A 23,554-nucleotide genomic window follows, 5' to 3' on the forward strand; every position below is an offset into this window, starting at 1 on the left:
TGAAGCACACCGGTCGCGAACGAGGACCGGCCCAAGGGCCGGTCCTCGTCGAAACGCCCGAAAGGGCGGCGTTCAGCTCCCGCGGCCGATGCCGGCTGCCTTGAGGACCCGGGGCTCAACGCCCGCCTCGCGCCATGCCTGGTAGGTGAGGCCCTTGCGTTGGCTGTAACCGGCAGCCACCGCGACGAACTCCGACTCGAGCCCCGCAAGGTCGACGCCCCCCTCACCCGACGCATCGAGCTGCTGCTGCAGGTCCATGCGCTCCTGGGTCAAGTGGAGACGAGACAGCGGGTCGGCGGTCGCCAACTTCTGCTCGACGTCGGCCAGGCGCTTGGACACCGTCTCGGTGGTGCGCTTGCGGCCCCGCTTGGGACGGTGGCTGTCGAGGGCCTCGAGGTACCGCCGGACCACCCTGCCCTGCTCACGGCCCTCCGCCAATGCCGCCTTGTGCTCGTCGCTCATCGTCCGGCTTGGCTTGGCCGCTGCCGCGGCAGCCTTCTTCGGCATTCCTGGGATCCTCCTTGTCGTTTCGGACCACCCCGGAGCCCAAGGGCACTGGCCGGACCATCGGCTGAAGCCGATATCCACTACCTATAGGGTTACCGCCGGACCCAATGCTTGTCGGGCACGGTGTGACGCGCTAATGGTACATGAACCAGCACAGGACACCGGACATCCTCAAAGGCGTTCTCCGGCCAAGGGAAGCCAAAGCCGATCTTGACCCCAACCACCGCCGTGAAATGAGGACACCGGTGCCCTGGCTCATAATTGGCCATTAGCCGATCGGGCCGCTCAGAGCAAGCCGCCCTGCAGGCGCACGAGATGGCTCCCTGTCAGGAGCCGACCGTCCGCACCGGACCATGCCACATGGCCAGCCGCACCTCGGTGCCGTCACCCGAGGAACTGATGTCTACCTCGTCGACGAGTGCCCGTATGAGGGGGATGCCGAGCCCCCGCTCGAACTTCAGCCGGTCGGGGTCGGTCGGAGGCGGGTGATCGGGCAGCGACGCCGGGTCGAAGCCCGGGCCCTTGTCCTCGACGCTCACCCGCAGGGCCCGGTCGTCGGACCAGCAACGCAGCACGACCCCGTCGGGAGCCTCGACCGAGCCGTGCGCTTCGATGGCGTTCGTGCAGGCCTCGGAGACGGCAATCTTCAGGTCGTCCACCTGGTCATCGGAAAGGGATGCCTCGCTGGCCGCCATGGCCGAGACCATGAGCCGGGCCAAGGCCACGAACTCGGGCCGAGCGGGGATCTCGAGCTCGACGACCTCGGACAACTAACGCCTAGTTCTGGGCCGGCGACCCGGTGGCGGCTTCAACCGAGTCGTGTATCGAGAACACCTTGGTCAGACCGGTGATCTCGAAGACCTTGAGGATCCGGCTCTGGGTGCACACCAGGAGCAGGTCGCCGTTGTGGCTGCGGAGGCGCTTGAGGCCGCCAACCAGGACCCCCAGCCCGGTGGAGTCGAGGAAGTCGACGCCCTCGAGGTCGACGATGATCTGGTGCTTGCCCTCGCTGACCATCTCGATCAGGCGCTCGCGGAACTTCGGCGCGGTATAGACGTCGACTTCGCCCCGCACGCTCAGGACTGAGTAACCGTTGCGTTCGGTCACCTCGAGACCGAGATCCATTGACCCTCCTGTTCCGGTTCAAACCTAGCCTGTCCACGAGCCGTCAAGGGCCTCGGACCGCAAGGCTTGTACCGCCGGAGCGGCGGCGACGAAACCTAACCGGTCAAGCGGGGGCGTGACGGGGTGGCCGGTATGGTCGTACTGACCGGGCGGGTCGTGGTCGTGGTCGGGCCCCGAACGGTCGTGGTGGGGCTCGGGGCCACAGTGGTGGTGGTCGCCCTCGGCGCGGTCGTGGTCGTGGTCGGGACCGTGGTCGTGGTGGGCCCGCTCGACGGCACGGTGGTGGTGGGTTGGCCCGGCGGGAAACCGGTCGTGGTGGTCGTGGCCGGCGGCTCGGTAGTGGTCGTCGGCGGCTCGATGATCACCTGGCTCCCGCCCAGCACGACCGGGTTGCCGGTGGTGGGGTTGACCGCCAGCGCACTTAGGAACGACGGGAACTCGATGAACTCGTCGTGCCAGCAGCACACGTCGAGGTCGTCGCTGAGGCCCACCTCGAGGCCGGCGGGCAGCACGGTGATGTCGTCGAACTCCAGCCCCGAGATGGCCGTGAAGCCGCCGATCCCCCCCAGGTAGAGGTAAGGAGAGGCGAAGCCGGTCTGGGTCAGGCCGATGAGGCCGCCCCCGTTGTTGACGAAGTCGGCGATGTCGGCCGCCCGGCCGACCAGCGCGTCGTTCTCCTCGTCGGTGAGCCCGCCGCTGGGCGACTCGGTCTCGCTGCTGACGACGGCCAGCATGGCCCACCCCGTGAAGTCGGCGGCCGCGATCGCGGCGGCGCCGTTGACGTAGCCCATCGTGGTGGTCAGCACCTCGACGTCGAGGGCGCTCCAGAACGCGGTCACTTCGTCGACCAGCGGCGGGGTCGGGAACTTGCCCCCGCCGATCACGAAGATGCCCGATCCCCCGTTGGTCACTTTGGTGAGCATGTCCTCCACGAGCCCGGCGTAGGCCGACACCGGGCCGTGGGCGCCCACCCCTCCGTCCTCGGCGTCGATGCCCAACACGGCCACCGGCCCTCCCACGACGTCGGAGTCGCTGGCTGTCGCGAACCAGACCCCGAGGGCGGCCACCAAGGCCACGATGGGGACCAAGGCCAGGGCCTTGGTCATCTCACTGCGCTGCTCCCAGGACATCTGTCCGCCTCCCGTCAGCGGGCGTTGGCCGTCGCCGCCGCGGCCATCATCGCAGGTTGACCACTGGGCGGGCGCCGGTGGACCTCGTCGGGGAACAGGCTACGGCTGACGGCCTCCTCGTAGGAGACCAGGCCGCGCTCGACCAGTTCGGTCAGCGAGTTCTCCAAGGTCCGCATGCCCTGGCGACGACCGGTGAGGATCACGTTGCGGATCTGGCGAGTCTTGCCCTCCTTGATCAGGTTGCGGACGGCGTGGGTGGCCACCAGCACCTCGAAGGCCGCCACCCGGCCGCCGTCCACCCGGGGCAGGAGGCGCTGGCTGACGACGCCCGCCAACGACCCCGCTAGCTGGACCTTCACCTGGTCCTGGTTCTCGGCCGGGAACACGTCGACGATGCGGTCGAGGGCCTGGGCGGCGTCGTTGGTGTGCAGCGTGGCGAACACCAGGTGACCGGTCTCGGCGATGGTCAGGGTGGTCTGGATGCTCTCGGTGTCGCGCATCTCGCCCACGAGCAGCACGTCGGGGTCCTCGCGCAGCGCCGACCGCAGGCCCCGGGCGAACGACAGGCTGTCGGTGCCGATCTCGCGCTGGCTGACGGCCGCCATGCGGGGTTCGTGCAGGTACTCGATGGGGTCCTCGAGGGTGACGATGTGGCACGCCCGGTTCTTGTTCACCCAGTCGATGACCGAGGCCAACGTCGTGGTCTTGCCCGAACCGGTGGGGCCGGTGACCAGCACGAGGCCCTGGTGGAGCCGGGCGAAGGCCGAGACGGCCGCCGGCAACCCGAGCACCTCGGGGCTGGGTATCTCGCGGGGGATGAGCCGCAGGGTCACGGCCACCTCGCCCCGGGTGTGGAAGCAGTTGCCCCGGAAGCGGGCCAGGTCGCGCCACGCGAAGGAGAAGTCGACCTCCCGCTCGCTCGTGAGGGCGGCCGACTGCTCGGGCGTGAGCAGGGCGTCGGCCATCCGGGCCGTGTCCTGGGGTGCGAGCGCAGGCTCCCCCTCCAGGGGCCCCATCTCGCCGTCGACCCGGGCCAGGGGCGGGCAGCCCGGGGTGAGGAGCAGGTCGGTGCCGCCCAGCTCCCACAGGGAAGCGAGGTGGCGCTCGATGAGTTGTTGGGTGGTCTTGGGCATGTGGGGCTCCTTGGCGAGCCGGGAGGGCCCGGGCCCCGGCGGTCAGCGTGCCGGCGCCGGGCCCTCCCGGCGGACTAGGTCAGACGCAGGGGCCGCCAGCCACAGCGGTGACCGTGTAGCTGGTACCGCCGCCGCCGAGGGTGATGTCGTGCAGGGTCGACTGCCGGGCCAGCAGGCCGTTGGCCACCAGGTTGGCTTCCGTCGTGTAGGCCCCGTTCATGGCGAAGTTGGCCTCTTCGGCGGTCACGAGCGTGTTGAAGTCGGTGTCGCACGCCGCACCCTGGCCCCGGTCCCCGAGGCCGCTCACGGCGAACACGACGATGGCGGCCAGGATCCCGAGGATCACGATCACCACCAGCATCTCGATCAGGGTGAAACCCTGCTGGTCCCTCTTGGCAACTATGCGCTTGATCACTTTCTTGTTCCTCCTGTTTGGTTCTCTGCTATTGGGCCCGCCACGACCGGACCGTCGGAGAACGGCCCGGATCGTTGGCGATCTTCACGACCGCCCGGCGGACGGTCGCGACCTCCCCCGGGGCGGCACCCGCCGCCGACGAGGTGAGAAGCACGGTGCGCCGGCCCTGGGCGGCCACCGCCGCCAGAGGCCCGGTGGCACCCGGGTTGGTCTGCACCACGAACCTCGAGGCGACCACCCCGGCCATGAGCGGGGGCTGGGCGCTGGTGGCCCACACCGAGACCGAGGCGTCGGGGCTGTGCACCAGCCCGTGGACCGCAAACCGTGCAGTCCCCTGGTTGACCGTCAGCGCCGCCGCCGCGCTGTGGGCCACGTAACCTGCGGGCGCCGGTGAGGGCACGGTCATGATCGAGAAGCCGTTCGCCGGGCCGCCGCCGGTGGGCGTGCGGGTGAACAGCTCGACCTGGGTGGCGCCCGCCCCGAAGTCGCTGAGGGTGATCGTCGACGTCCCTCCGAGGATGAACACGACGCCCTTGCCCGATGCCTCCGAAAGAGGACCGGCCGACGAGTCGTTGGGGCAGGCCGCCGCCAGCACGTTGGTCTCCCCCGGGGCGGGCTCGCCGCCGATCGCCGTGCGGCTGGTGAAGCTGAGGTTCACGTTCTCGAAGTAGTAGACGCCGCTCTCGAAGTAGTTGCGGGCCCCGAGGTCGAGCGTCTCGCCCAGGCCCGTCGTGTACTTGCCGGGATGGTGGATGGTCCATGTGTGGCCGGTCGAGACGCAGAGGAAGGAGGTGCGCAACGACCGGATCGGCGGGGCTGGCGGCAGGGGGGCGACGACCGTGGGCGCGGGGCCGGCGGCGCACGACCACAGGTCGGGCTCGCCGATGGACACACCTGGCGGCTGGGTGCAGCCAGCTGTGGCCGCGGCCACGTCGCCTCCGGTCACGGCCACGGTGCCCGCCAGGGCCATGTCGCCGGTCACGTACACGTCGCCCCCGTTGATGCCCACGGGCGCGGCCGCCCCTCCCACGACCGAGAAGCTGTCGGCCGCCCCGCTGGTGGTCACGACCGACCAGGGGCCGGCCGCGGGCGAGGCCGCCGAGCCGGCCAGGGCCCGGCAGGTGACCGTCACGGTCCGACCGTTGATGTCGGGCGTGCCCGCCAGCACCTGCTCGCCGGCGGCTACGTCGGCGCAGTTGGCGTCAGACGTGCGCAGGGCCTCGATGCCCCACTCGAGGCCGCCGTCGGCCGCGTACGACCGGTCGTTGACGGCCCGGGTCACGCCCGTGGCCTTCAGGTTGACCTCGGTCTGGGCCAGCAGGGTGGCGATGAACAGCCCGAAGAGCGACAGGAACCCGAGGGCGATCAGCAGCGCGGCGCCGCGCTCGTCGCCGTGCTCGTCGGCGTGCTCGTCGCGAAGCCGGCGGGCGGTCACGGCGTCCTCCGCGAAGCCGACACGGTGTACTGGGCGCCGAGGTGGTCGGTGACGGTGAGCGACACGGTGGCCCCCGACACCGAGGCGGTGGCCGCCGAGCCGTCCGCCAGTGCCCGGCCCACGAGGGTCTCGGTGGCCGGGCCGCCGGTGGTGCACGCGAACCGGACCAGGTGCCAACGGCTGCCGTCGGCCACGACCCGCCACGAGGCGGAGTAGTTCGAGACGGCGGTCGTGGGCGGGGTACCCGCCGACGAGAACTCCCGCCACTGCAGGTGGAGGACGTTGGTGCCCACGCTGGCCCCGGCGCAGCCCGTGGGCGTGGCCGGGTCTGTGCCGACCGGGCCCGAAGACGACTCGATGTCGGGGGTCAGGTGGACGGCCAGGAGCTGGCGGTCGGCCGAGCTCACCAGCACCGAGGCCGTGCGGTCACTGGTCCGCAGCCCGACGACCATGGCCGAGGTGAGCGGCACCATGACGATGCCGAGGATGGCGACGGCCACGACGACCTCGATGAGGGTGAAGCCCTGTTGGCCGCGGTTCACGACGGGTCCCTCTTGACGAACGAGACCGACTCGGTGGCCCGGCTGTCGGGTGTGGTCACGGTCACGGTCACGAGCTGGAGCCGGCCGTCAGGAGCCGGGCACGAGGGCGAGAACGCCGACCCGTCCCAGTGATCCACGCCGGTGACGGCCACGGCGGCCGCCGTCCAGCCGCCGGGTAGGGCTACACCGGCCGCCGGGTCGTAGGTGGAGGCGTCGGCACAGCTTTGGTAGGGGTTGGCCGTGGCGTCTTTGACGGCCCCGACGGCGCTCACGAGCACCGTGTGGGCCTGGGACTGCTTGAGGTGGTGGTCCGAGGCGATGATCGAGGTGCCCATGCCGCCCACGATCGTGGTGATGGCGATGCCCAATATGGCCACGGCCACCACGACCTCGACGAGCGTGGTGCCCGCCTCCCGCGCGGTGGCGTTCACTGCACCTGCACCTGGTTGAAGATCCCGTACATGGCCGAGATCAGAGCGATGGCCACGAACCCGACGAGCAGGCCGACCATGACGATCACCGCCGGCTCGAACAGGGTCGTGAGCCGCTTGACCTTGTACTCCAGCTCGATCTCGTAGAACTCGGCCGCCGTCTCCAGCTGCTGGTCGAGGGTGCCCGTCTCCTCGCCCACACGGACCATCTGGTTGGCCACGCCCGGGAACAGGCCAGTCGCCTCCAGGGGCTCGGACAGGCCCTCGCCGTTGACCATGCGCTCGCGCACCCCGACCAGCGACTCTTGGAAGACCCGGTTGCCGGCCGCTCCGGTAGCCACGGCCAAGCCGTCGGGAAGGGGCACGCCCGAGCGAGTCATGGCCGCCAGGATCCGGCAGAACCGCTCCAGCACGGCGAAGCGCACGACGTCGCCGACCGCCGGGATGCGCAGGACCAGTGCATCGCGGCGGCGCTTGCCGACCTCGGTCCGAAGGGTCGCGAAGACGTAGGCACCGGCGATGGCAGCCACCGCCAGGATGGCCCACCAGAAGTTCGACACGAAGTCCCCGAGGGCGATCATGATGCGCGTCGGCAGCGGGAGGGTGGCGTCGAACGACTTGAAGAAGTCCTTGAAGCGGGGCAGCACGAACCCGGCCAGCACGGCCACCGTGACCAGCGACATGGCCAGCACGATCCCCGGGTAGATGAGGGCGGCCGTGATCCGGCGCCGGCCGTCTTCGTCCCGCTCGATGTAGCCCGCGAGCTGGTCGAGCACGCTGTCGAGGCTCCCGGTGAGCTCGGCCGAGGCCAGGATCTCCAGGTAGTAGCGGGGGAACACGTCGGGGTTGGCCCCCATGGCCGACGAGAACGTCTCGCCCGCCCGCAAGGCGTCGCGCACCTCGGCCAAGACCGTGCGGAACCGGTCGTTGGTCGTCTCCTCGGCGATCACCCCGATGGCGTCGACGATGGGCACGCCCGCCCGGATGAAGGCGGCCAGCTGGCGGGAGAAGTGCATGACCTCCAGGGGCTTGACCTTCTTGGGGGTGATCTCGGCGTGCAGGATCCCCTTCTGCTCGCGCAGGTGCACCTGGGTGAACTGGTAGGGGGCGAGCTGGGCCTTGGCCCCATAGGCGCTGCTGGCCTCAACCTGGCCCCGGGACTTCGTCCCGTCGGCCGCCAGTCCCTTGTACACGTAGACGGTCATCGGCGGTGCTCCCTGGCCTTAGGCGACGTAGACCGTTCGCACGATCTCGCTGATGGTGGTGACGTCCTCCCGTACGAGGCGGACGCCTTCGTCCTGGAGGGTCCTCATGCCCTGGGCGCGAGCGAGCTCGCGCAGCTCGGGGGCCGGTGCCCGCCGTACGATCAACTCGCGCATGGCCTCGTCGACGGTGAGCAGCTCGTAGACGCCGATGCGCTCCTGGTAACCGGTCTGGCTGCAGAAGTTGCAGCCCGCCCCCTTCCAGAAGCGGTTCTTGGCCGGGCCGCCGAACTGGCGGAAGTAGGCCATCTCCTCGGCGCTCGGCCGGTAGGGCGCCCGGCACTCCGTGCACGTGCGCCGCACCAGCCGCTGGCCGACGATCCCGATGACCGAGCTGGCCACCAGGAACGACTCGATGCCCATGTCGAGGAACCGCAACAGGGCCGACACGGCGTCGGTGGCGTGGATCGAGGACAGCACGAGGTGGCCGGTGAGGGCCGACTGCACGGCGATGCGGGCCGTCTCGGCGTCACGCATCTCGCCCACCAGGATCACATCGGGGTCCTGGCGCAGGATCGCCTTCAGCCCCCCGGCGAAGGTGACGTCGGCCGAGCTGTTGATCTGGGTCTGGTTGATCGACGGCACCACGTACTCGACGGGGTCCTCGATGGTGACGATGTTGCGGTCGGGGGTGTTGATCTCCGCGAGGGCGGCGTAGAGGGTCGTGGTCTTGCCGCTGCCCGTCGGGCCGGCGCACGCCACCATGCCGAAGGGCGAGCGCACCAGGCGGGTGAACTCGGTGCTCGTGCCCTCGGGCATGCCCAGCTCGCTGAGCTCGAACAGGCTCTTGCTCTTGTCGAGCAGCCTCATGACGACCGTCTCGCCCTTGATCGTCGAGCTGGTGGCCACCCGCACGTCCAGGGCCCGGCCGTCGATGACGGTGGCGAACTGGCCGTCCTGGGCCCGCCGCCGCTCGACGATGTTCATGTTCGCCATGATCTTGATGCGACTTGCCAGGACCGGGCCCATCGCCGGGGGGAGCGAGAGGACCTCGTGAAGTGCCCCGTCCACCCGGTAACGGACCCGGGTCCTGTCACCTTGCGGCTCGACGTGGATGTCCGACGCCCGGTCACGAAGGGCCTGGGCCACGATGGCGTTGACCACTTCGACGACGGGGGCGTCGGGTTCGTCGGACCGCTCGACGGCGGCCGGTTCGCGGACCTCGCGGGCCGCGGCGGCCGCCTCGAACGCCTTGACCTGCTGAGCCACGTTGTCGAGCGCCCGGTAGGACGAGTCGATGGCTCGGCGGATGTCGTTGGACGCGGCCAGGACCAGCCGGACCGGGCCGCCGGTGGCGGCCGCCAGCTCGGGCGCGGCGGTCGATCCGGGCAGGTCGGCGACGGCGATCTCGGTGGCCCCCCCGGCCACTCTCAGGGGGATGGCGGTGAGCCGGCGGGCCACCTCCTCGGGGAGCCGGGCGAGGGCCGCGGGGTCGGCCTTGGTGTGGCGCAGGTCGACGACGGGAATCCCTCGCTGCTCGCCCACGACCGACACCACGTCGCGCTCGTCGACGATGCCCGCCTCCACCAGGAGCTCGCCGATCCGCCGGCCCGAGCTGCGCTGGCGGCGGAGGGCACCCTCCACCTGGGCCGCGGTCGCCAGCCCGTTGGCCACCAGCAGCTCACCCAGCAACCCGGAGCCCGGCCGGGGCGCGGTCCGGAGTGCGGGGCCCACCGGACGGGGCGCCGCACCGTGGCCGTTGGCCTGCTGCAGGCCGGTCGCGGTGGCCGCCTCGGCCAGCCGGGCCATCACGCCCGTCCGCGGCGATGTCGATCGAGGGCTCATCGGTCGGCCCCGGCCTGCCCCGTCGAACGGTTCCCCTCCACAAGTACAGATGATCGGCCTGTGCCCGCCGGGCCCCCAGGGCCGAAGGTCCCGACCTCGGTGGGCCCAACGGAGCTGAACGGATGGGCCGAGGCCACATCGGTGGCCGCCCGCTCACACTCGGTCACCAGGTCGCCACCGGCCTCGACGACGGAGCGGGCCCACGGCTGGAAGGGGTTGTCGGCCGACACCCCGGCGACGACCAGCGCCGCGCCGGCGTGCAGCCCGCACACCGCGCCCAGCTCGGATTGGGCGGGCTGGCGGCTCATGCGGGCCCTGACGGTGACCACCACCGAGAAGCCCACGTCGAGGGGGCAGTGGCGGCCTTCGACCAAGGCGTTGCACGGGAAGGCCGGTTCTCCGGAGCGGTGGCAGGTCAGGGCACGGTGGCCCCTGGCCCCCAGGGCGGCCACGGCCTGGTCGACAGCCCAGTCGTCGGTACCCACGACCAGGACGTTGAGGGAGGGCCGGTCTGGGGTACCTAGTCGTTCCACGCCCCCACGGTGAACCGTCCAGGCCAACAGGCGGACGGGCCACGGCCAACGCTCGGCCAACTCCCGCAGCCCCCGGCCGGTAGCATCAGGGCTGGCGATGAAACTGCACGAACGGCCGGGGGTGAGCCCACGTCGGCGGGTGCTGGTGGTCGACGACGAGGGTTCGGTCCGTCGCCTGATCGCCCGTTACCTGTCGGCCGAGGGCTTCGACACCGAGGAGGCGGCCGACACCCCCCAGGCCTTCGAGGCCCTCGGCCGGTTCTCACCCGACCTGGTCCTGCTCGACGTCGTACTGCCGGGCGAGGATGGGCTCGACTTCCTGGCCCGGGTCCGGCGCACGAGTGACGTGCCTGTCATCCTGCTGACCGCCAAGGGGGACGAGCCCGACCGGATCATCGGGCTCAAGCTGGGAGCCGACGACTATGTCGTGAAACCGTTCTCGCCGCCCGAGCTGGCCGCCCGGGTGAACTCGGTCCTGCGCCGGGCCACCGGGTCTCGGCCGCCGCTGCTGGAGATGGGCGACGGCCTGAGCATCGACCTGGCGGCCCGCAAGGTCCTGGTCGGTCAACGACCCGTCGCCCTCCGCGCCCGCGAGTTCGACCTGCTCTCCTTCCTGGCCCGCTCCCCCCGCCAGGTCTTCTCCAGGGAACAGTTGCTCGACCAGGTGTGGGGCTCGTCGGGCGACTGGCAGGACCCCCGCACGGTCAACGAGCACGTGCGCCGGATCCGGCACCACATCGAGGCCGAGCCCGACAACCCCCGCTGGGTGAAGACCGTCCGGGGGGTCGGCTATTACCTCGAACCCTGAGCGCCCCGGCCGGCGATGGCCTCTCTCGCCTTGGCCGCTAGCTCCCCGGGCCCGAACGGCTTGGCCAGCAACTGGGCACCCTCGGGCAGCCCCTCGGACCACCCCGCCGACGTGTCCAGATAACCGGAGATGAACAGGGTCGGCAGGGGCCCACACAGCTCGGCCAGAACGGCGGCCAGGCTCACGCCGTCGACCTCGGGCATCACGACATCGGTCACCAGGAGGTCGAACCGCTCGCCGGCACGGGCCAGGCGCAGCGCCTCGGCCCCTCCCGGTGCCTCCGTCACGCCGTAGCCCTCCCGCTCGAGCATGTCCCTGGTCAGTGAGCGCACCGCCGGGTCGTCCTCCACCAGCAACACGCGCTCGCGACCTCCGGGGGCGGCCGCCGGCGAGGCGGCCGGCACGGCTGGCGTCCCCGCGGCAGCGGGCAGTTCCACTGTGAACGTCGTGCCTTGGCCGGGCGCGCTGTCGACCTCCACCCGACCGCCGGCCTGGGTGACTATGCCGTAGACGGTGGCCAGGCCCAGACCGGCACTGGCCCGGCGGCGGGTGCTGAAGAAGGGCTCGAAGCAGCGTTCTCTCACCTCGGCGGTCATGCCCTCCCCGTCGTCGGACACCCGCAGTACGGCCCAGCCGGGGCGCCCGCTGGTCGCGATCTCCACGAGGCCGCCGCCGGCTACCGCGTCACGAGCGTTCACGGCCAGGTTGAGCAGGACCTGCTCGAGCTGGCCGGCGTCAGCCACTACCGCCGGTACCCCGGGCGCCGTGCTGACACGGACCTCGACGTCCTCGGGCAACAGCCGCCGCACGACCACGTTCATCGACTCGACGACGTGGTTCAGGTCGACCAGGGCGGGGGTGACGATCTGGCCCCGGGCGATCGTGAGGAGCTGGGCCGACAGGCTGGCCGCCCGTTCGCCCGCCTCCTTGATCGACTCGACGTGGGCGCGGCCGCCGTCCCCCTCGTCCATGGACCGCAGCAGCAGGTGGCTGTGGCCCAGTACGACGGTGAGGAGGTTGTTGAAGTCGTGGGCCACGCCCCCCGCCATCCGCCCGACCGCCTCCATGCGCTTGGTCTTGGCCATCTCCGCCTCGAGGCGGCGCCGTTCGGTGACGTCGGCCAGCACCACCAGCAGGCCCGCGGCCGGCAGCGGGGCCGTGGACACCGACAGTTCGACAACGGCCGCCGACTGCAGGACCAGCCGACGGTCCACCATCGTCGGGCCTTCCGCCACCTCGGCGGCCAGGTCCACCGCGCCGCCCTCGGGCGGGTAGAGCACCGGGAACCGGCGGGGCTCCACCGAACCGGACCACCCCAGCAGGCGCACGGCCGCGGCGTTGGCGTCCCGGACCTCACCGGTGGGGCCGAGCTCGACTATGGCCAGGGGAGAGGCGTCCACCAGAGCCCGGGCGCGGGCCTCGCTCGTTCGCGCCCGCTCGTAGAGGCGGGCGCCCTCCACCGCCTCGGAGACGAGTTGGGCAAGAGAGACGAGCAGGGTCTCGTCGTGTTCGGCGTAGGGCCGGCCGTCCGCCCTTTCACCGACGACGATGGCACCCAGCACCGTACCCGACGTGTCGGTCAGCACCGCTCCCGGCCCGTCCCCGGGGCCCGCGGGGCGAGGGGGGACGCCAGGCGCGGGGCCGGGCTCGGGTGTCGGGGCGGCCGACGCCCGTGCCCGCTGGCAAAGACGGTCGACAACCGCCTCGGGGGGCCATGGGACGGCCCGAGAGACGGCCAGGCCACCGCCCATGGCATCGTTCGCGGTCTCACCGTCGCCGGCCTGGCCGTCGTCGGGCCTCACCAGGGCCACGCACGCGCTCGCGCCCATAACCCGGCGAGCTTGCTCGGCTCCCACGTCGAGCACCTCGGCCAGGGAGTGACGAGAGCGGACGGCCAGGGCGGCCTCCATGAGCCGGCGGAGCTGAGCGGCCCGGGCCCCAGCCTCCTCGGCCCTCTCCTGGCGCTCGCGCAACAACAGGGCCCGCTCGAGGGCGAAGGCGGCCCTACCGGCGACCTCCTCGGCGGCCGCCACGTCCGACGGGCGGAAGCCCCGGCGGGGCGGCACGGTGCCGCAACTGATGGCCGCCATGGTCAGGCCCCGCAGCCTCACCGGCACCACCAGGGCCGAGCCCGCGCCGCCAGGGCCAGCCGGCGGGGAGCCGAGGGCGCGGGCGCGGTCGGGGGGCGTCGTCCCCGGGATGTACAGGGCGGCCTGGCCGCTGGCGATCACCCCGGCGGCCGGGCCCGACCACGACGCCCGCAGCCGTTCCGCCTCGGCCCGCGGGCCGGGGCCAAGGCTCTCGGAAACCCGCCAACCGAGTGAGCGCACGCGGTCGCCGTCGGGAACGTCCACGGCACACCAGTCCGCGAACTCGGGCACCAGCACGTCCAAGACGCGGGCAAGGGCGACATCGGCATCGTCCACCACCGCCTCCAGGACGGCCCCGGCCGCCTGGACGAGGGCCAAGTGGCGGCGGGCATGGTCCGCGGCCATCTCCAGGCGGGCGTAACGGCCGTCCGGGTGCTCGTCGGCTTGCCCCTGCGGCTTGGCCCGCTCCCCGCCCACTTGGCTGCGCCCCTACGCTCCGGCCGGGCTCAGGTCTCGTCGCCCGGCCGGGGCTTGAAACCGCCGGTGGCGATGTAGTCGACCCGCCCGCCGATGTTGACGGCGTGGTCGCCCAGCCGCTCGTAGAACCGGCCCACGAGAGCCAGCTCGATGGCCACCGGGACACTCACCTTGCCGCTGGCCAGCTCGGCGATGAAGCTCACGTGGAGGTCGTCGAGCTCGTCGTCGAGGTCGCGGAGGCGTTCGCCGGCCCCGGCCTCCCGGCTGTCGTAAACCCGGGCCGACTCCTGCCAGAGGCTGACGCCCACGCGTCCCATCTGCTGGATCAGCCCCCGTAACCGAGGAGTCAGCTCGCTGGTGATGCCCCGGGCCGCGCACTGGGCTATGTGTTCGGCCAGGTCACCGCTGCGCTCCAGTTCGGGCACTATGCGCAGCACCGACAGCAGGAACCTCAGGTCGGTGGCCAGGGGCCCCTGGAGGGCGAACTGGCGCTGGACCACCTTCTCGACGTCGACGTATAAGGCGTCGAGCAGGTCGTCGCGGGCCACGAGGTCGCGGGCCGCCTGGCGGTCCCCGGCCAGCAGGGCGTCGGTGGCCCCGCCGATGGCTTCGATGACCAGGGCGAACAGGCGCCGGACCTGGAGGTCGACGACCTCGAGCTCGCGATGGAATGCGCTGCGGAGTTCCACTGGGCCTCGACCCTATTCGGGTCGGGTCAGCGTAGGCGTCCGGACGCCCCCGAGCCGGCCCCGACGTGTTCGGGCTCGGGCCCGAGCGGCTCCAGCTCGGCGATGTCGAACGGGCCCGGGCCGCCCGCGGCGGCCCCGCCCCCGGTCACCACCGCGGCCGCCCCCGTGGCCAAGCGCCGGTTGAGCCAGCGCAGGTGCAGGGCCGTCACGCAGAGGACCGACCCGGCGGCCACGGGTACGAGCAGGGCGCGACGGTTGGAGTCGTCGCCGCCCTCGGCCCCGAGCTCGCCCGTACCGGTGGACGATGCCGCCCTTCCCTGCTGGCGTCCCTCGATGGGCGAGGACGCCGGCGCCGACGTGGACGGGAAGGGCAGGTTGGCGTCGAAGCCGGTGTCGGGCAGGGTCGGGGGCGTGGGGGCCGGGAGCCGGGGTACGTCCACCGGTGACTGCTGCAGGAGCGAGCCCAAGTCGAGCTCGGCCGCCCCTCCGTCTTGGAGGCCACCTCCGGGAACGGCCGTCGTGGGAGGGGCGCTGGTCCCGCCGGGCACGCTGGAGGTGGTGGTCGTGGGCAGGGCCGGCAGGTTGGCCACCACGGCCGCCGAGCGGGTCTGGAGGGCCTCGCGGGGATCGTCGGGGACGGGCCCGCGGCGCACCGAAGCCACCTGGTATTGCACGGCCCCCCCGAGCTGGGCCGCACCCTGGTCGGTGAACGTCGTGTTCACGGTGGTGTGCAGGCCCACGAAGCCCCGCGAGTCGCTGTTGCGGTAGATGGCGTAACCCAGGAAGTCGGGGCTCATGGCCGGCGCCGTCCACGAGAGCTTGACGGTGCGGTCGGGCTGGGGCTCGGCCTTGAGGCCGGTCGGGGGCGCCGGGGGGACGGCCACCACGATGTCGCGCGTCGCCGACCCGTCGACTCGGAGCCCGCTGAGCAGGACGTGACCCACGGCCACGACCTCGACGGTGTAGGGACCGTTGTGGTCGAGTACTCCCGACGTGTAGCTGAACGGGACGGTCGGGTCGGACGAGCACGGGTTGCAGGCGTCACCGCTCTCGACCATGCCCCCGCCCCGGTAGAAGCGCACGCTCACCCGCCCTACCGACGCGAACAGCGTGGCCGCGCTGGCCTCGCCGGTGACGGTCACCCTCCCCGAGGACGTGAACCACTCCCCAGGTTCGGGGGTGGCGATGTCCACCGACAGGCCGGCAGCCGCCCCCGCCACCGGGACCGGGCCCAAGGCCATCACCAACGACACGGCTAGGCCGGCGACCAGCGGCAGGGCCCGGCGTCTACGGCCGGTCATGCCGCCGGGAGGTCTCTGACCCAGGTGGCTTGCACGATCAGACGCTGGGCGGCCGACCCACGGGGGTGGCAGGTGGTCAGCGTGAGGGTGCGCTCGGCCGTCGGGTCGAGGACCGACATGTCCGTGGGTTCGACGATGAAGGGGGCCTTGGTGAGCTGGTAGACGCACCCGCCGATGGGGGTGGTCAGCTCGATGGTGTCACCCACCTTGAGCCGGTCGATGTTGCCGAACGGCTTGCCGTAGGTCGTGCGGTGCCCGGCGATAGCCACGTTGCCGGCCTCGCACGGCAGCGGGGTCTGGGGGTAGTGGCCGGCACCCGCCCGCAGTGCGCTGGGCGTGATGCCCTCGACGACCACCGTGTCGACGTCGAGGGCGGGGATACGTACCCGGGTCAGGCTGTCACCGGTCTCGACGGCCCGCTCCCGGTAGGCCTGCACCAACTCGGGACTGGCCAGCTGCTTGGTGAGCTGGCTCTGCAGACGGGACTGCCACATGTTGGTGTAGAAGGGGTAGCCCACCAGGGCGAGCCCTCCTAAGAGCAGCAGGACCGAGAGCACCGAGATGCTGCGGCGGACGGCGGGCTTGGTGCGCAGGAGCTCTAGCACTGGGGCCGCCCACGGTTACGACGTTGGGTCATGGCTGCCTCAAGGCTACCGAAGGTCGGGCTGGGTGATCGTCAGCGACGGGGGGCGGGTGAAGGCGGAGCCGACGGGCAGGGCTCGGGGCCCTGGCCCGTCAGCGGCGGACCAGCAGCAGGCGCCGGGTGCCGAAGGCGGCCAGCAGGAGGGCGGCGCCCAGCATGGGCAGCCAAGCGTCGCTACCGGTCTTGGCCAGTTCCGGCTGGGGCACCGGGATGATCTGCTCCTGCTGGACCGAGATCTGGGCCGAGAGCCCACCTCCGGCCGCCTCGGCGTGGGCCAGGGCGATCCCTATGCCCCCGCTGAGGCCCTTGAGCAGTTGAAGGCTGACCCCGTCGGCCACGGCCAGCTTGGAGCCGTTGGGGCCGTCGGACACCGAGCCGCCGCCGACGGTGATCGTCGACTCCAGCGGGGTGCCGGCCAGCAGCGTCAGGGGCTCGCCCAGCGAGACCGGGATGCTGGTGATGTTGCCCAGCAGGGGGATGCCGAGGTCGACCTGGACGAGAGCGGCCTGGAAGGAGGGGACGGCGGTGGCGTTCACGGCGCCGACCTCGCTCGGGCCCGGGCGGGTCACGTCGACCGCAGCCTGGGCCTTGCCGACCGTGATGGTGGCCAGCGGCGCGCCCAGGGGCGACAGACCGGGCAGGACCCGGATCACGGCCCCTTCGGCCACGCTCAGCGACTTGACCGAACCTGCCGACGTGGAGGCCTGAGAGGCCGACGGGCCGACACTGACCGACAGGACCGACGTGGCCCGCTCGAGACCCTCGAGCAGGTCGTCGACGAGGCTGTTGACGTTGAGGTTGAGCGCCCCCAGCAGGGGGTTGAGAAGGTTGCCCAGAAGGGCCAGGAGGGGGTCGACCACGGCGCCCACGGTCTGGCCCACGAGGGCGCTGACGGCGTCGAGCAGCGGGGTGAGCAGGCTGCCCCCGAGGTCGATCTCAGCCACCGTGCCGGTGGCCGCCGCCTGGGGCAGGCCGTTGGCCGTGGTGGCGGCCGCCTCGCCGCAGGCCGTCGCCAACGTGAGGAGCCCGAGCAGGGGAAGGTTGAGAAGGCAGGCGGGGTCGGGCGTGTCGGTCACGTTGTTGCCCTCGGCCAAGGCGTTGGCCACCGTGCCGGCCACGAGCAAGACCCCCGCTCCCTGGGCCTGGGCCTTGGGGCCGGCTTGGCCGGACTGCACCAGCGCGCTGGAGTGGCCCACGCTGACGTGGGTGCCCAGCAGGTTGATGTCGAGGCCCCGCGCCGACGCCGACGCGATGAAGGCCTCGGCGGCCGTGACAGTAGTCGTGGAACCCTGGGCACCTGCCGGGACGGCCACGAGGAAGGCCCCGGCGACGACGGAGCTCAGAACGGCCGCACCCGCTCGACGGATCTTGGACATGCGCTTCGTGCCCCTCCCAATAATTGAGCAGCCGCTCAACGAATAGTCCCCAGCATGTCCCGCTTGTGAAAGACAGTTACCACGCTTCTAAGGATTTCGCCAGAGCCACGGAAGAATCCTCTCCGTGGCCGGACGATCACCGTTCGACACGCATGGTAGCCGACGCCTGGAGGCGAAGCTCCCCCACCAGTGCCCCGACCACGGGCACTGCGGTGGGTGACCGGTAGCGGGCTGTGACCTTCACCCGGCTACCCGGGGCGCCCCGGCCGGTGACCTCGACGTCGAGCCTCCCGGGGTCCAGCCCCGACGACGCCTCGGCGGCCGTACGGGCCGCTTCGGGGGCGGGGTCGACGGCCGCCTCGCGTGCGGCCTCTCGGGCGGCGTGCACCACCAGCACCTGGTCGCGGGCCAGCAGCCCCACCTGGACGACCAACAGGAGAAGCATGACGACCAGGGGCAGGACGAGGGCCAGCTCCACGGCTGCCTGGCCCCGCGGGACACGGCCCGGCCGGGGTGTGAGCGAGCCGGCCGGGCCGGCTCGCTCACGAAATCGCCTCGTCACGAGACCTTGCCGGTGATGGCCTTCATCACCTTCTCGAAGAGCTGCTCGACGAGATCGGTCTTCGTGGCCCAGGCCACGATGAGCAGGGCGACGGCCGCCGCCCCCAGCAGTACCAGCGCGTACTCGGCGGAGGCCTGCCCGCGCTCGTCGGGCACCAGGCGACGGCCGGCCCGGCCGGCCAGAGTCGTGAGGAAGAGGTAGAGGTGGATCGAGATGTCGGACAACGTTGGCTCCCTTGAGGATGGGGTTGACTGCGGAGGGGGAAGTCACAGGTGCAGCGAACGCACCGCGCTGGCCACCAGCGGTGCGACCGTCAGCAGGCCGAACGCCGGCAACGTGCACAGCACCAGGGGGAAGAGGAGCTTGACGGGGACCTTGCGAGCGGCCTCCTCGGCCCGGCGCCGGCGATCGCGACGGACCTCGTCGGCCAGCCGTTCGAGACCGGCCACCAGGGGGGCGCCATAGCGCTCGGAGGCCACCAGGGCGGCCACCACCGGCCTCATCGGCTCACCGGCGCGGACCGGCAGGTCGTCGAGGGCGTCGGACAGGCGACGGCCGAGGCCCACCTCGTGCATCACCCGGGCCAGCTCCTCGGCCAGGGGGCCAGGGGCGCGAGCGGCCACCCGGGCCACCGCCAGGTGGACGGTAAGGCCCGAGCTCACCCCCAGGACGAGGAGGTCGACGACGTCGGGCAGGTCGGCAGCCAGGGCCGCCAACCGGCGACGTTCGGCTCGGCGGGCGCGGGTCGCGGGCAGGGCCCAGGCCACGAGCGCGGCCGGGACGGCCGCCGGAGGGACGACGGCCAAACACAACAGTGCGGCCACCAGGGCGGTCCCCAACCGGCGCGCGCCCTCGGGTGTCGGGGAACGCCCGGCCCACCCCAGCGCCCACCACCCCAGGGCCTCGACCGGCCCGCGCCGATCACCGGGCCTCCTCGCCGTCGGGCCCTCTCGACGCGCGGCTTCCACCATGGCACGAGCCCGGGCGGGAGCGGGCCGGTGGGGCCAGGCCACGCGGGCCACGACCGCCACCCAGGCCAGGACCAGAAGGGTGCCGGTCACAGCGCCACGCGAGTCAGGCGCTGCATCCACAGCCACCCCAGACCGTCGAGGACGACGCCGGTGGTCAGAAGGGCGATGCCGACCGGGGTGTTGAACAGGAAGTCGCCGGTACGGGGATCGGTAGTGACGGCGAAGGCCCCGAAGGCCAGTGGTGCCAGCCCGATGACCATGGCCGACACCCGGGCCTGAGAAGCCAAGGCCTTGACCTCGGCGGTGACGGCCAGGCGGTCCCGGAGGGTGGCGGCCACCCCGTCGACGGCCCGGGCCTGGGCGCCTCCGGTCTCCACTCCCAGACAGAGGGCGGCCACCGCCAGGCGGCACCCGGGCATGGGGTGGCGGGCTGCGAGCCCCTCGAGGGCCTCGACCAAGCTGGCTCCCTGGCCGGCCTGGCGGGCCACGCGGCCCAGCTCTCTCCCGAGTGGGCCCGCAGTGGCCACCGCGGCCTCGCCCACGGCCTGGCGCAGGCCGGCGCCCGACCGCAGCGATCTGGCCATGGCTTCCAGTGCCCCAGGCAGGCCCTCCTCCAGCCGGGCACCACCGCGATGGCGGCGCGTGTGCAGCACGACCACCGGTATGACGACGGCGCAGGCCGCTACCAGTACGGCCACGGCAGCGCCCGCCACGGCCAGGGCCAGGGCAGGGCCGGCGGCCCCGCAGACGACCCACACCGACCAGACGCTGGACGCGGGGCGCTCGGACCCAGCCCGCTCCAGCCAGCGCTCCAACCACGGGGGCGCCGGAAGGGCGAGCAGGGCCAGGCCCCGACCGTCGTGGGGACCGGCGTGGGCCCGCATACGGCGGCGGCCGGCCTGGGCCCGGGTGGCCCGGACAGCCTGGCGCGCCGCCATAGCGGTAACGAGGACCAGGGCGGCCGCAAGCCAGCTCACGGCGAGCACCACGCGGGGTCGGCGGGGGGCGCCCACGGCACCCTCGGGCCCCTCGAGGGCAGGGAGACGACCGCGTCGGGACCGGCCAGGAGCCGGGTGCCGTCGCCGTCGGGCCCGGGCGCCCATAGGCGGTCGCCGGGGGAGCCGTCGGCCCCGCCGCTCGGCGCGGGCCCCACCGGCTCCACCTCCGCGACGGCCGTGACCCGCCGGGCACCGTCGGGGCGCCGGCTCACCTGGACCACGAGGTCGACGGCGGAGCGGATCTGGGCGCGTACCGAAGCCAGGGGGAGGTTGAGGTCGCCCATGAGCACCATGGTCTCGACGCGCCGCAGAGCGTCGGCCGGGCTGTTGGCGTGGCATGTCGAGAGTGACCCCTCGTGGCCGGTGTTCATGGCTTGGAGCATGTCGAGGGCCTCCGGCCCTCTCACCTCCCCCACCAGGATGCGGTCGGGTCTCATGCGCAAGGCGTTGCGGACCAGCTCGCGCACCCTGACCTCGCCCGCCCCCTCGGCGTTGGCGGGCCGGGCCTCGAGGCGGACGACGTGGTCTCCCGGGAGGCGCAGCTCGGCCGCGTCCTCGACCGTGACCACCCGCTCGCCCGGTGGGATGTGGGCGCCCAGGGCATTGAGGAGGGTGGTCTTGCCCGCCCCGGTCCCCCCCGAGACCAGCACGTTGAGCCGGGCGACGACCGCCCACGTCAGTAGGGCGGCCACGGGCGGGGGGGCGAACGCCTCAACCGCCAGCGTGCGGGCGCCGAATCGGCGGATCGTGAGGCAGGGCCCGTCGACGGCCAGCGGGGGGACCACGGCGTTGACCCGGGAGCCGTCGGGCAGTCGGGCGTCGACCAGCGGGCTGCCCCGGTCGGCTCGTAGCCCGAGGGGCGCCACCACCTTCTCTATGAGGTGCTCGATCGTCGAAGCCGCCAGGTCGAGGGGCACACGCCTGAGGACTCCCGATCGTTCGACCCACACCCGGCCGGGACCGGGGCCGTTGACCATGATGTCGGTGACCGCGGGGTCGGCCAGCAGGGGTTGCAGGGGGCCCATCCCCTCGACGGCGGCCAGCACCTCACCGACCATCCGAGCCCGCTGGCGGGGTGCCAGGAGCGGGGCCTCCTCGCCCACGAGCGCCTCCACCCGCCTGGACAGGTCACCCTCCCCGCCGCTCTCGAGCAGCCGGGCGTGGACCCGGGCCGTCGTCGACCCCTCTCTCATTACGCCACCGCCCCGAGGACCTGGTCGAAGGCCCGCTCGGCCGAGCGGGGGACGCGAGAGCCGAGCAGGCCGGCGTCGACGGCGCGCGCCACCGCCGGGTCGAGGGGCAGCTCGGCCCACACCGGGGCCCCGAGCACGTCTTCCACGTCACGGCGCTGGAGCGCCCGGCCCGGCTCGGTGACCAGCACCACCCCGCTGGGGCGGATGTCGGCGTCGAGCGCCCGGCGCAGGGCGAGGTAGCAGGGTCGGAGCACGGCCAGGGACAGCACCGCGCCGGCGGCCAGCTCCCGGGCCGGTGAGCGGCCGGCCGTGCCGCAGTCGGCCACGACCGGCCGGGGATCGGCCCCGAGCAGGGCAGCCAGCATGTCGGCTCGATCGGCCCCACCACCGCCGGGTAACGACCCGCCGCAGGGAAGGAGGCGCAGTGAGCGCCCGACCTCGACCTCGAGGCGCCCGAGGGCAACGGCGTCTACCCCGCCGGCCGCCCCCCACCAGTCGAGAAGCCCCGGCCCGGCCGCGTCGGGCACGCCCAGGGCGGCGGGCACGTCGCCGGTGAGGTCGGCGAGGACCGCTCCGCCCGCGCTGGCCCGCGCCCATAGCAGTGCCAGGAGAACGGACACCACGGTGGTGCCGCTTCCCCCCTTCGGTGACCAGCACGCAACCAGCACCGGACCTCCCCTCGTAACGTCTTGTATTACGAGGGGGAAGAGAAGATGATCAAATACTAGCAGACCCCGCGACAGGAGGCAACAGACAATCTGCGAGTGCTGGCGCCGGACGCGGAAAAAGAAGATGCCCGGCCTACCTCACGGCAGACCGGGCATCCCCGCAACCAGGGTCTAGTTGGCGCCCTTCACCTTCTTGGCGGCGACGACGCCGAGAGCAACAAGGACCGCGAGCAACAGGAGCTTCTTCATGGGCGACAAGCCTACCCGGGGGCCGGGCCCGGCGGAAAGGGCGCTAGCTTCTTCGTCGGAGGTGTCCGGGCGCCTGGTGGGCCCCACCGCCTTCAAAGCGGCTGAGACGGGTGATCCCCGTCTGGCGGGTTCGATTCCCGTCCACCTCCGCTCCGCTGTCGGGCGGGCACCCGGGCCCTGGCCCGTGTGCCCTCCGGCAGACCTGGCCTGGCGCAGCCCGGCCAGCTTCTCGGTCGGGGCCATCCCCAACCACCGCCGCGAGCTGCGCCGGGAGGCGGGCACGCCGGTCTCAGACCGCCAGCAGGTCTCGGGCGCCGGTGTCGCTCGAAGGGTGGCGCAGCTTCGACATGGCCCTTGCCTCGATCTGGCGGATGCGCTCACGGGTCAGGTTGAAATGCTCGCCCACCTCTTCGAGGGTGCGGGGCTCGCCCCGGTCGAGGCCGAAGCGCAGGCGCAGGATCTCCCGCTCGCGCTCGTCGAGGGGCCCCAGCAGCTTGGCGATCTCGTCGGGCAGCAGGGCGGTGGCTGCCACCTCGAAGGGCGATTCGGCCGACCGGTCCTCGACCACGTCGCCCAGCTCGGCGTCCCCGTCCTCACGCAGGGGCTCCGAGAGCGAGAGAGGCTCGGCCGCGAACCGCAGCGCCTCGGTGACCTTGTCTTCGGGCATCTCGACCTCGGCCGAGAGCTCCGAAAGGGTGGCCGGACGGCCCAGCTTGAGCTCCAGGCGGGCGCGCGCCTTCTGGAGGCGAGCAAGGGTGTCGCCCGCGTGTACCGGCAGACGGATGGTCCGGCCCGTGTTGGCGATCCCCCGGGTGATGGCCTGGCGGATCCACCAGGTGGCATAGGTGGAGAACTTGAAGCCCTTGCGCCAGTCGAACTTCTCGACGGCGTGCATGAGCCCGAGGTTGCCCTCCTGGATGAGGTCCAGCAGGGGAAGTCCCGACGCCTGGTACTTCTTGGCGATGGAGACGACCAGCCGGAGGTTGGACTTCACGAACGTCGACTGGGCGAGCTGGCCCTCGTTGGCCACCCGGCGTAGCTCACGGCGCTTGCCCTGCGACAGGCCGCTCTCGGTATCTATCTGGGTGCGCGCTTCATTGCCGGCCTCGATGGCCTTGGCCAACCGGACCTCGTCGTCCTTGGTGAGCAGTGGGTACTGCCCGATGTCGGTGAGGTACAGGCGGACGAGGTCTTCCTCGTCCCGTTCCACGCGCTCTTTGGGCAACTCGAA

General features: G+C 72.2%; 25 protein-coding genes and 1 tRNA gene. 2 read left to right on the forward strand and 24 right to left on the reverse strand.

Annotated elements, in window-relative coordinates; all coding sequences use genetic code 11:
• Positions 1–72: 72 nt before the first annotated feature.
• From AB1673_10085 to AB1673_10140, 12 genes are all read right to left on the reverse strand, one after another.
• On the reverse strand, positions 73–462 hold the full coding sequence (locus AB1673_10085; GenBank protein ID MEW6154320.1) for a hypothetical protein: 390 nt from the start codon (positions 460–462) through the stop codon (positions 73–75).
• A 371-nt stretch (positions 463–833) separates the two neighbouring features.
• Positions 834–1,277 (reverse strand): ATP-binding protein, encoded by a 444-nt coding sequence (locus tag AB1673_10090; protein MEW6154321.1) that lies wholly within the window; start codon positions 1,275–1,277, stop codon positions 834–836.
• A 7-nt stretch (positions 1,278–1,284) separates the two neighbouring features.
• Positions 1,285–1,632, reverse strand: coding sequence for an STAS domain-containing protein (locus AB1673_10095; protein MEW6154322.1), 348 nt, complete (start codon positions 1,630–1,632; stop codon positions 1,285–1,287).
• A gap of 95 nt (positions 1,633–1,727) precedes the next feature.
• Positions 1,728–2,762: a hypothetical protein gene (locus AB1673_10100; GenBank protein MEW6154323.1), complete on the reverse strand. Its 1,035-nt coding sequence runs from the start codon at positions 2,760–2,762 to the stop codon at positions 1,728–1,730.
• A gap of 14 nt (positions 2,763–2,776) precedes the next feature.
• Entirely contained in the window at positions 2,777–3,895 is a 1,119-nt protein-coding gene (locus AB1673_10105) for a type IV pilus twitching motility protein PilT (GenBank protein ID MEW6154324.1), read from the reverse strand.
• A gap of 79 nt (positions 3,896–3,974) precedes the next feature.
• A complete protein-coding gene (locus tag AB1673_10110) occupies positions 3,975–4,310 on the reverse strand; it encodes a prepilin-type N-terminal cleavage/methylation domain-containing protein (GenBank protein MEW6154325.1) in 336 nt (111 codons plus the stop codon).
• Positions 4,311–4,338: 28 nt separating this feature from the next.
• Positions 4,339–5,745 (reverse strand): hypothetical protein, encoded by a 1,407-nt coding sequence (locus AB1673_10115; protein MEW6154326.1) that lies wholly within the window; start codon positions 5,743–5,745, stop codon positions 4,339–4,341.
• Positions 5,742–6,287 (reverse strand): prepilin-type N-terminal cleavage/methylation domain-containing protein, encoded by a 546-nt coding sequence (locus AB1673_10120; GenBank protein ID MEW6154327.1) that lies wholly within the window; start codon positions 6,285–6,287, stop codon positions 5,742–5,744. The genes AB1673_10115 and AB1673_10120 overlap by 4 nt, the downstream gene beginning before the upstream one ends.
• A complete protein-coding gene (locus AB1673_10125) occupies positions 6,284–6,718 on the reverse strand; it encodes a type II secretion system protein (protein MEW6154328.1) in 435 nt (144 codons plus the stop codon). The genes AB1673_10120 and AB1673_10125 overlap by 4 nt, the downstream gene beginning before the upstream one ends.
• Positions 6,715–7,923, reverse strand: a complete 1,209-nt coding sequence (locus AB1673_10130; GenBank protein MEW6154329.1) for a type II secretion system F family protein — start codon at positions 7,921–7,923, stop codon at positions 6,715–6,717. Before AB1673_10130 ends, AB1673_10125 begins: the two co-directional genes overlap by 4 nt.
• Before the next feature lie 18 nt (positions 7,924–7,941).
• On the reverse strand, positions 7,942–9,765 hold the full coding sequence (locus AB1673_10135; protein MEW6154330.1) for an ATPase, T2SS/T4P/T4SS family: 1,824 nt from the start codon (positions 9,763–9,765) through the stop codon (positions 7,942–7,944).
• Positions 9,762–10,298: a hypothetical protein gene (locus AB1673_10140; GenBank protein ID MEW6154331.1), complete on the reverse strand. Its 537-nt coding sequence runs from the start codon at positions 10,296–10,298 to the stop codon at positions 9,762–9,764. Before AB1673_10140 ends, AB1673_10135 begins: the two co-directional genes overlap by 4 nt.
• Positions 10,299–10,395: 97 nt before the next feature.
• On the opposite strand from AB1673_10140, the gene AB1673_10145 reads away from it, so the two are divergent.
• A complete protein-coding gene (locus AB1673_10145) occupies positions 10,396–11,106 on the forward strand; it encodes a response regulator transcription factor (protein MEW6154332.1) in 711 nt (236 codons plus the stop codon).
• Here AB1673_10145 and AB1673_10150 read toward each other — a convergent pair.
• The 11 genes from AB1673_10150 to AB1673_10200 form a co-directional block, all read right to left on the reverse strand.
• Positions 11,091–13,673 carry an ATP-binding protein gene (locus AB1673_10150; GenBank protein MEW6154333.1) on the reverse strand — a complete coding sequence of 861 codons (2,583 nt, stop codon included), beginning with the start codon at positions 13,671–13,673 and terminating at the stop codon, positions 11,091–11,093. The genes AB1673_10145 and AB1673_10150 overlap by 16 nt on opposite strands.
• Before the next feature lie 29 nt (positions 13,674–13,702).
• Positions 13,703–14,362, reverse strand: a complete 660-nt coding sequence (gene phoU, locus AB1673_10155) for a phosphate signaling complex protein PhoU (GenBank protein ID MEW6154334.1) — start codon at positions 14,360–14,362, stop codon at positions 13,703–13,705.
• Between the two features lie 26 nt (positions 14,363–14,388).
• Positions 14,389–15,663, reverse strand: a complete 1,275-nt coding sequence (locus AB1673_10160; GenBank protein MEW6154335.1) for a fibronectin type III domain-containing protein — start codon at positions 15,661–15,663, stop codon at positions 14,389–14,391.
• Positions 15,660–16,268 (reverse strand): class E sortase, encoded by a 609-nt coding sequence (locus tag AB1673_10165; protein ID MEW6154336.1) that lies wholly within the window; start codon positions 16,266–16,268, stop codon positions 15,660–15,662. The genes AB1673_10160 and AB1673_10165 overlap by 4 nt, the downstream gene beginning before the upstream one ends.
• A 130-nt stretch (positions 16,269–16,398) precedes the next feature.
• Positions 16,399–17,682 (reverse strand): hypothetical protein, encoded by a 1,284-nt coding sequence (locus AB1673_10170; GenBank protein ID MEW6154337.1) that lies wholly within the window; start codon positions 17,680–17,682, stop codon positions 16,399–16,401.
• Positions 17,683–17,818: 136 nt separating this feature from the next.
• Positions 17,819–18,244: a TadE/TadG family type IV pilus assembly protein gene (locus AB1673_10175; GenBank protein MEW6154338.1), complete on the reverse strand. Its 426-nt coding sequence runs from the start codon at positions 18,242–18,244 to the stop codon at positions 17,819–17,821.
• Complete coding sequence (locus tag AB1673_10180; GenBank protein MEW6154339.1) at positions 18,241–18,468, reverse strand: DUF4244 domain-containing protein; 228 nt, start codon at positions 18,466–18,468, stop codon at positions 18,241–18,243. Before AB1673_10180 ends, AB1673_10175 begins: the two co-directional genes overlap by 4 nt.
• 42 nt (positions 18,469–18,510) lie before the next feature.
• The gene (locus tag AB1673_10185) at positions 18,511–19,305 is read right to left on the reverse strand and encodes a type II secretion system F family protein (GenBank protein MEW6154340.1); all 795 of its coding nucleotides are present in this window, start codon (positions 19,303–19,305) and stop codon (positions 18,511–18,513) included.
• Complete coding sequence (locus tag AB1673_10190; GenBank protein MEW6154341.1) at positions 19,302–20,192, reverse strand: type II secretion system F family protein; 891 nt, start codon at positions 20,190–20,192, stop codon at positions 19,302–19,304. The genes AB1673_10185 and AB1673_10190 overlap by 4 nt, the downstream gene beginning before the upstream one ends.
• Positions 20,189–21,406, reverse strand: a complete 1,218-nt coding sequence (locus AB1673_10195; GenBank protein ID MEW6154342.1) for a CpaF family protein — start codon at positions 21,404–21,406, stop codon at positions 20,189–20,191. Before AB1673_10195 ends, AB1673_10190 begins: the two co-directional genes overlap by 4 nt.
• Positions 21,406–22,029, reverse strand: a complete 624-nt coding sequence (locus AB1673_10200; GenBank protein ID MEW6154343.1) for a hypothetical protein — start codon at positions 22,027–22,029, stop codon at positions 21,406–21,408. Before AB1673_10200 ends, AB1673_10195 begins: the two co-directional genes overlap by 1 nt.
• A gap of 351 nt (positions 22,030–22,380) precedes the next feature.
• On the opposite strand from AB1673_10200, the gene AB1673_10205 reads away from it, so the two are divergent.
• Positions 22,381–22,473 (forward strand) — tRNA-Sec (locus AB1673_10205).
• Positions 22,474–22,612: 139 nt separating this feature from the next.
• On the opposite strand, the gene AB1673_10210 is transcribed toward AB1673_10205, so the two are convergent.
• Complete coding sequence (locus AB1673_10210) at positions 22,613–23,548, reverse strand: sigma-70 family RNA polymerase sigma factor (protein MEW6154344.1); 936 nt, start codon at positions 23,546–23,548, stop codon at positions 22,613–22,615.
• Between the last annotated feature and the right edge of the window lie 6 nt (positions 23,549–23,554).

The organism is Actinomycetota bacterium (assembly GCA_040754375.1).
GTDB lineage: Bacteria > Actinomycetota > Acidimicrobiia > Acidimicrobiales > AC-14 > JBFMCT01.

Coding starts and splice junctions, on each gene's coding strand:
- AB1673_10085 (MEW6154320.1), bottom strand. CDS start 462: ATGAGCGACGAGCACAAGGCGGCATTGGCGGAGGGCCGTGAGCAGGGC.
- AB1673_10095 (MEW6154322.1), bottom strand. CDS start 1,632: ATGGATCTCGGTCTCGAGGTGACCGAACGCAACGGTTACTCAGTCCTG.
- AB1673_10100 (MEW6154323.1), bottom strand. CDS start 2,762: ATGTCCTGGGAGCAGCGCAGTGAGATGACCAAGGCCCTGGCCTTGGTC.
- AB1673_10105 (MEW6154324.1), bottom strand. CDS start 3,895: ATGCCCAAGACCACCCAACAACTCATCGAGCGCCACCTCGCTTCCCTG.
- AB1673_10130 (MEW6154329.1), bottom strand. CDS start 7,923: ATGACCGTCTACGTGTACAAGGGACTGGCGGCCGACGGGACGAAGTCC.
- AB1673_10135 (MEW6154330.1), bottom strand. CDS start 9,765: ATGAGCCCTCGATCGACATCGCCGCGGACGGGCGTGATGGCCCGGCTG.
- AB1673_10145 (MEW6154332.1), top strand. CDS start 10,396: ATGAAACTGCACGAACGGCCGGGGGTGAGCCCACGTCGGCGGGTGCTG.
- AB1673_10160 (MEW6154335.1), bottom strand. CDS start 15,663: ATGACCGGCCGTAGACGCCGGGCCCTGCCGCTGGTCGCCGGCCTAGCC.
- AB1673_10170 (MEW6154337.1), bottom strand. CDS start 17,682: ATGTCCAAGATCCGTCGAGCGGGTGCGGCCGTTCTGAGCTCCGTCGTC.
- AB1673_10195 (MEW6154342.1), bottom strand. CDS start 21,406: ATGAGAGAGGGGTCGACGACGGCCCGGGTCCACGCCCGGCTGCTCGAG.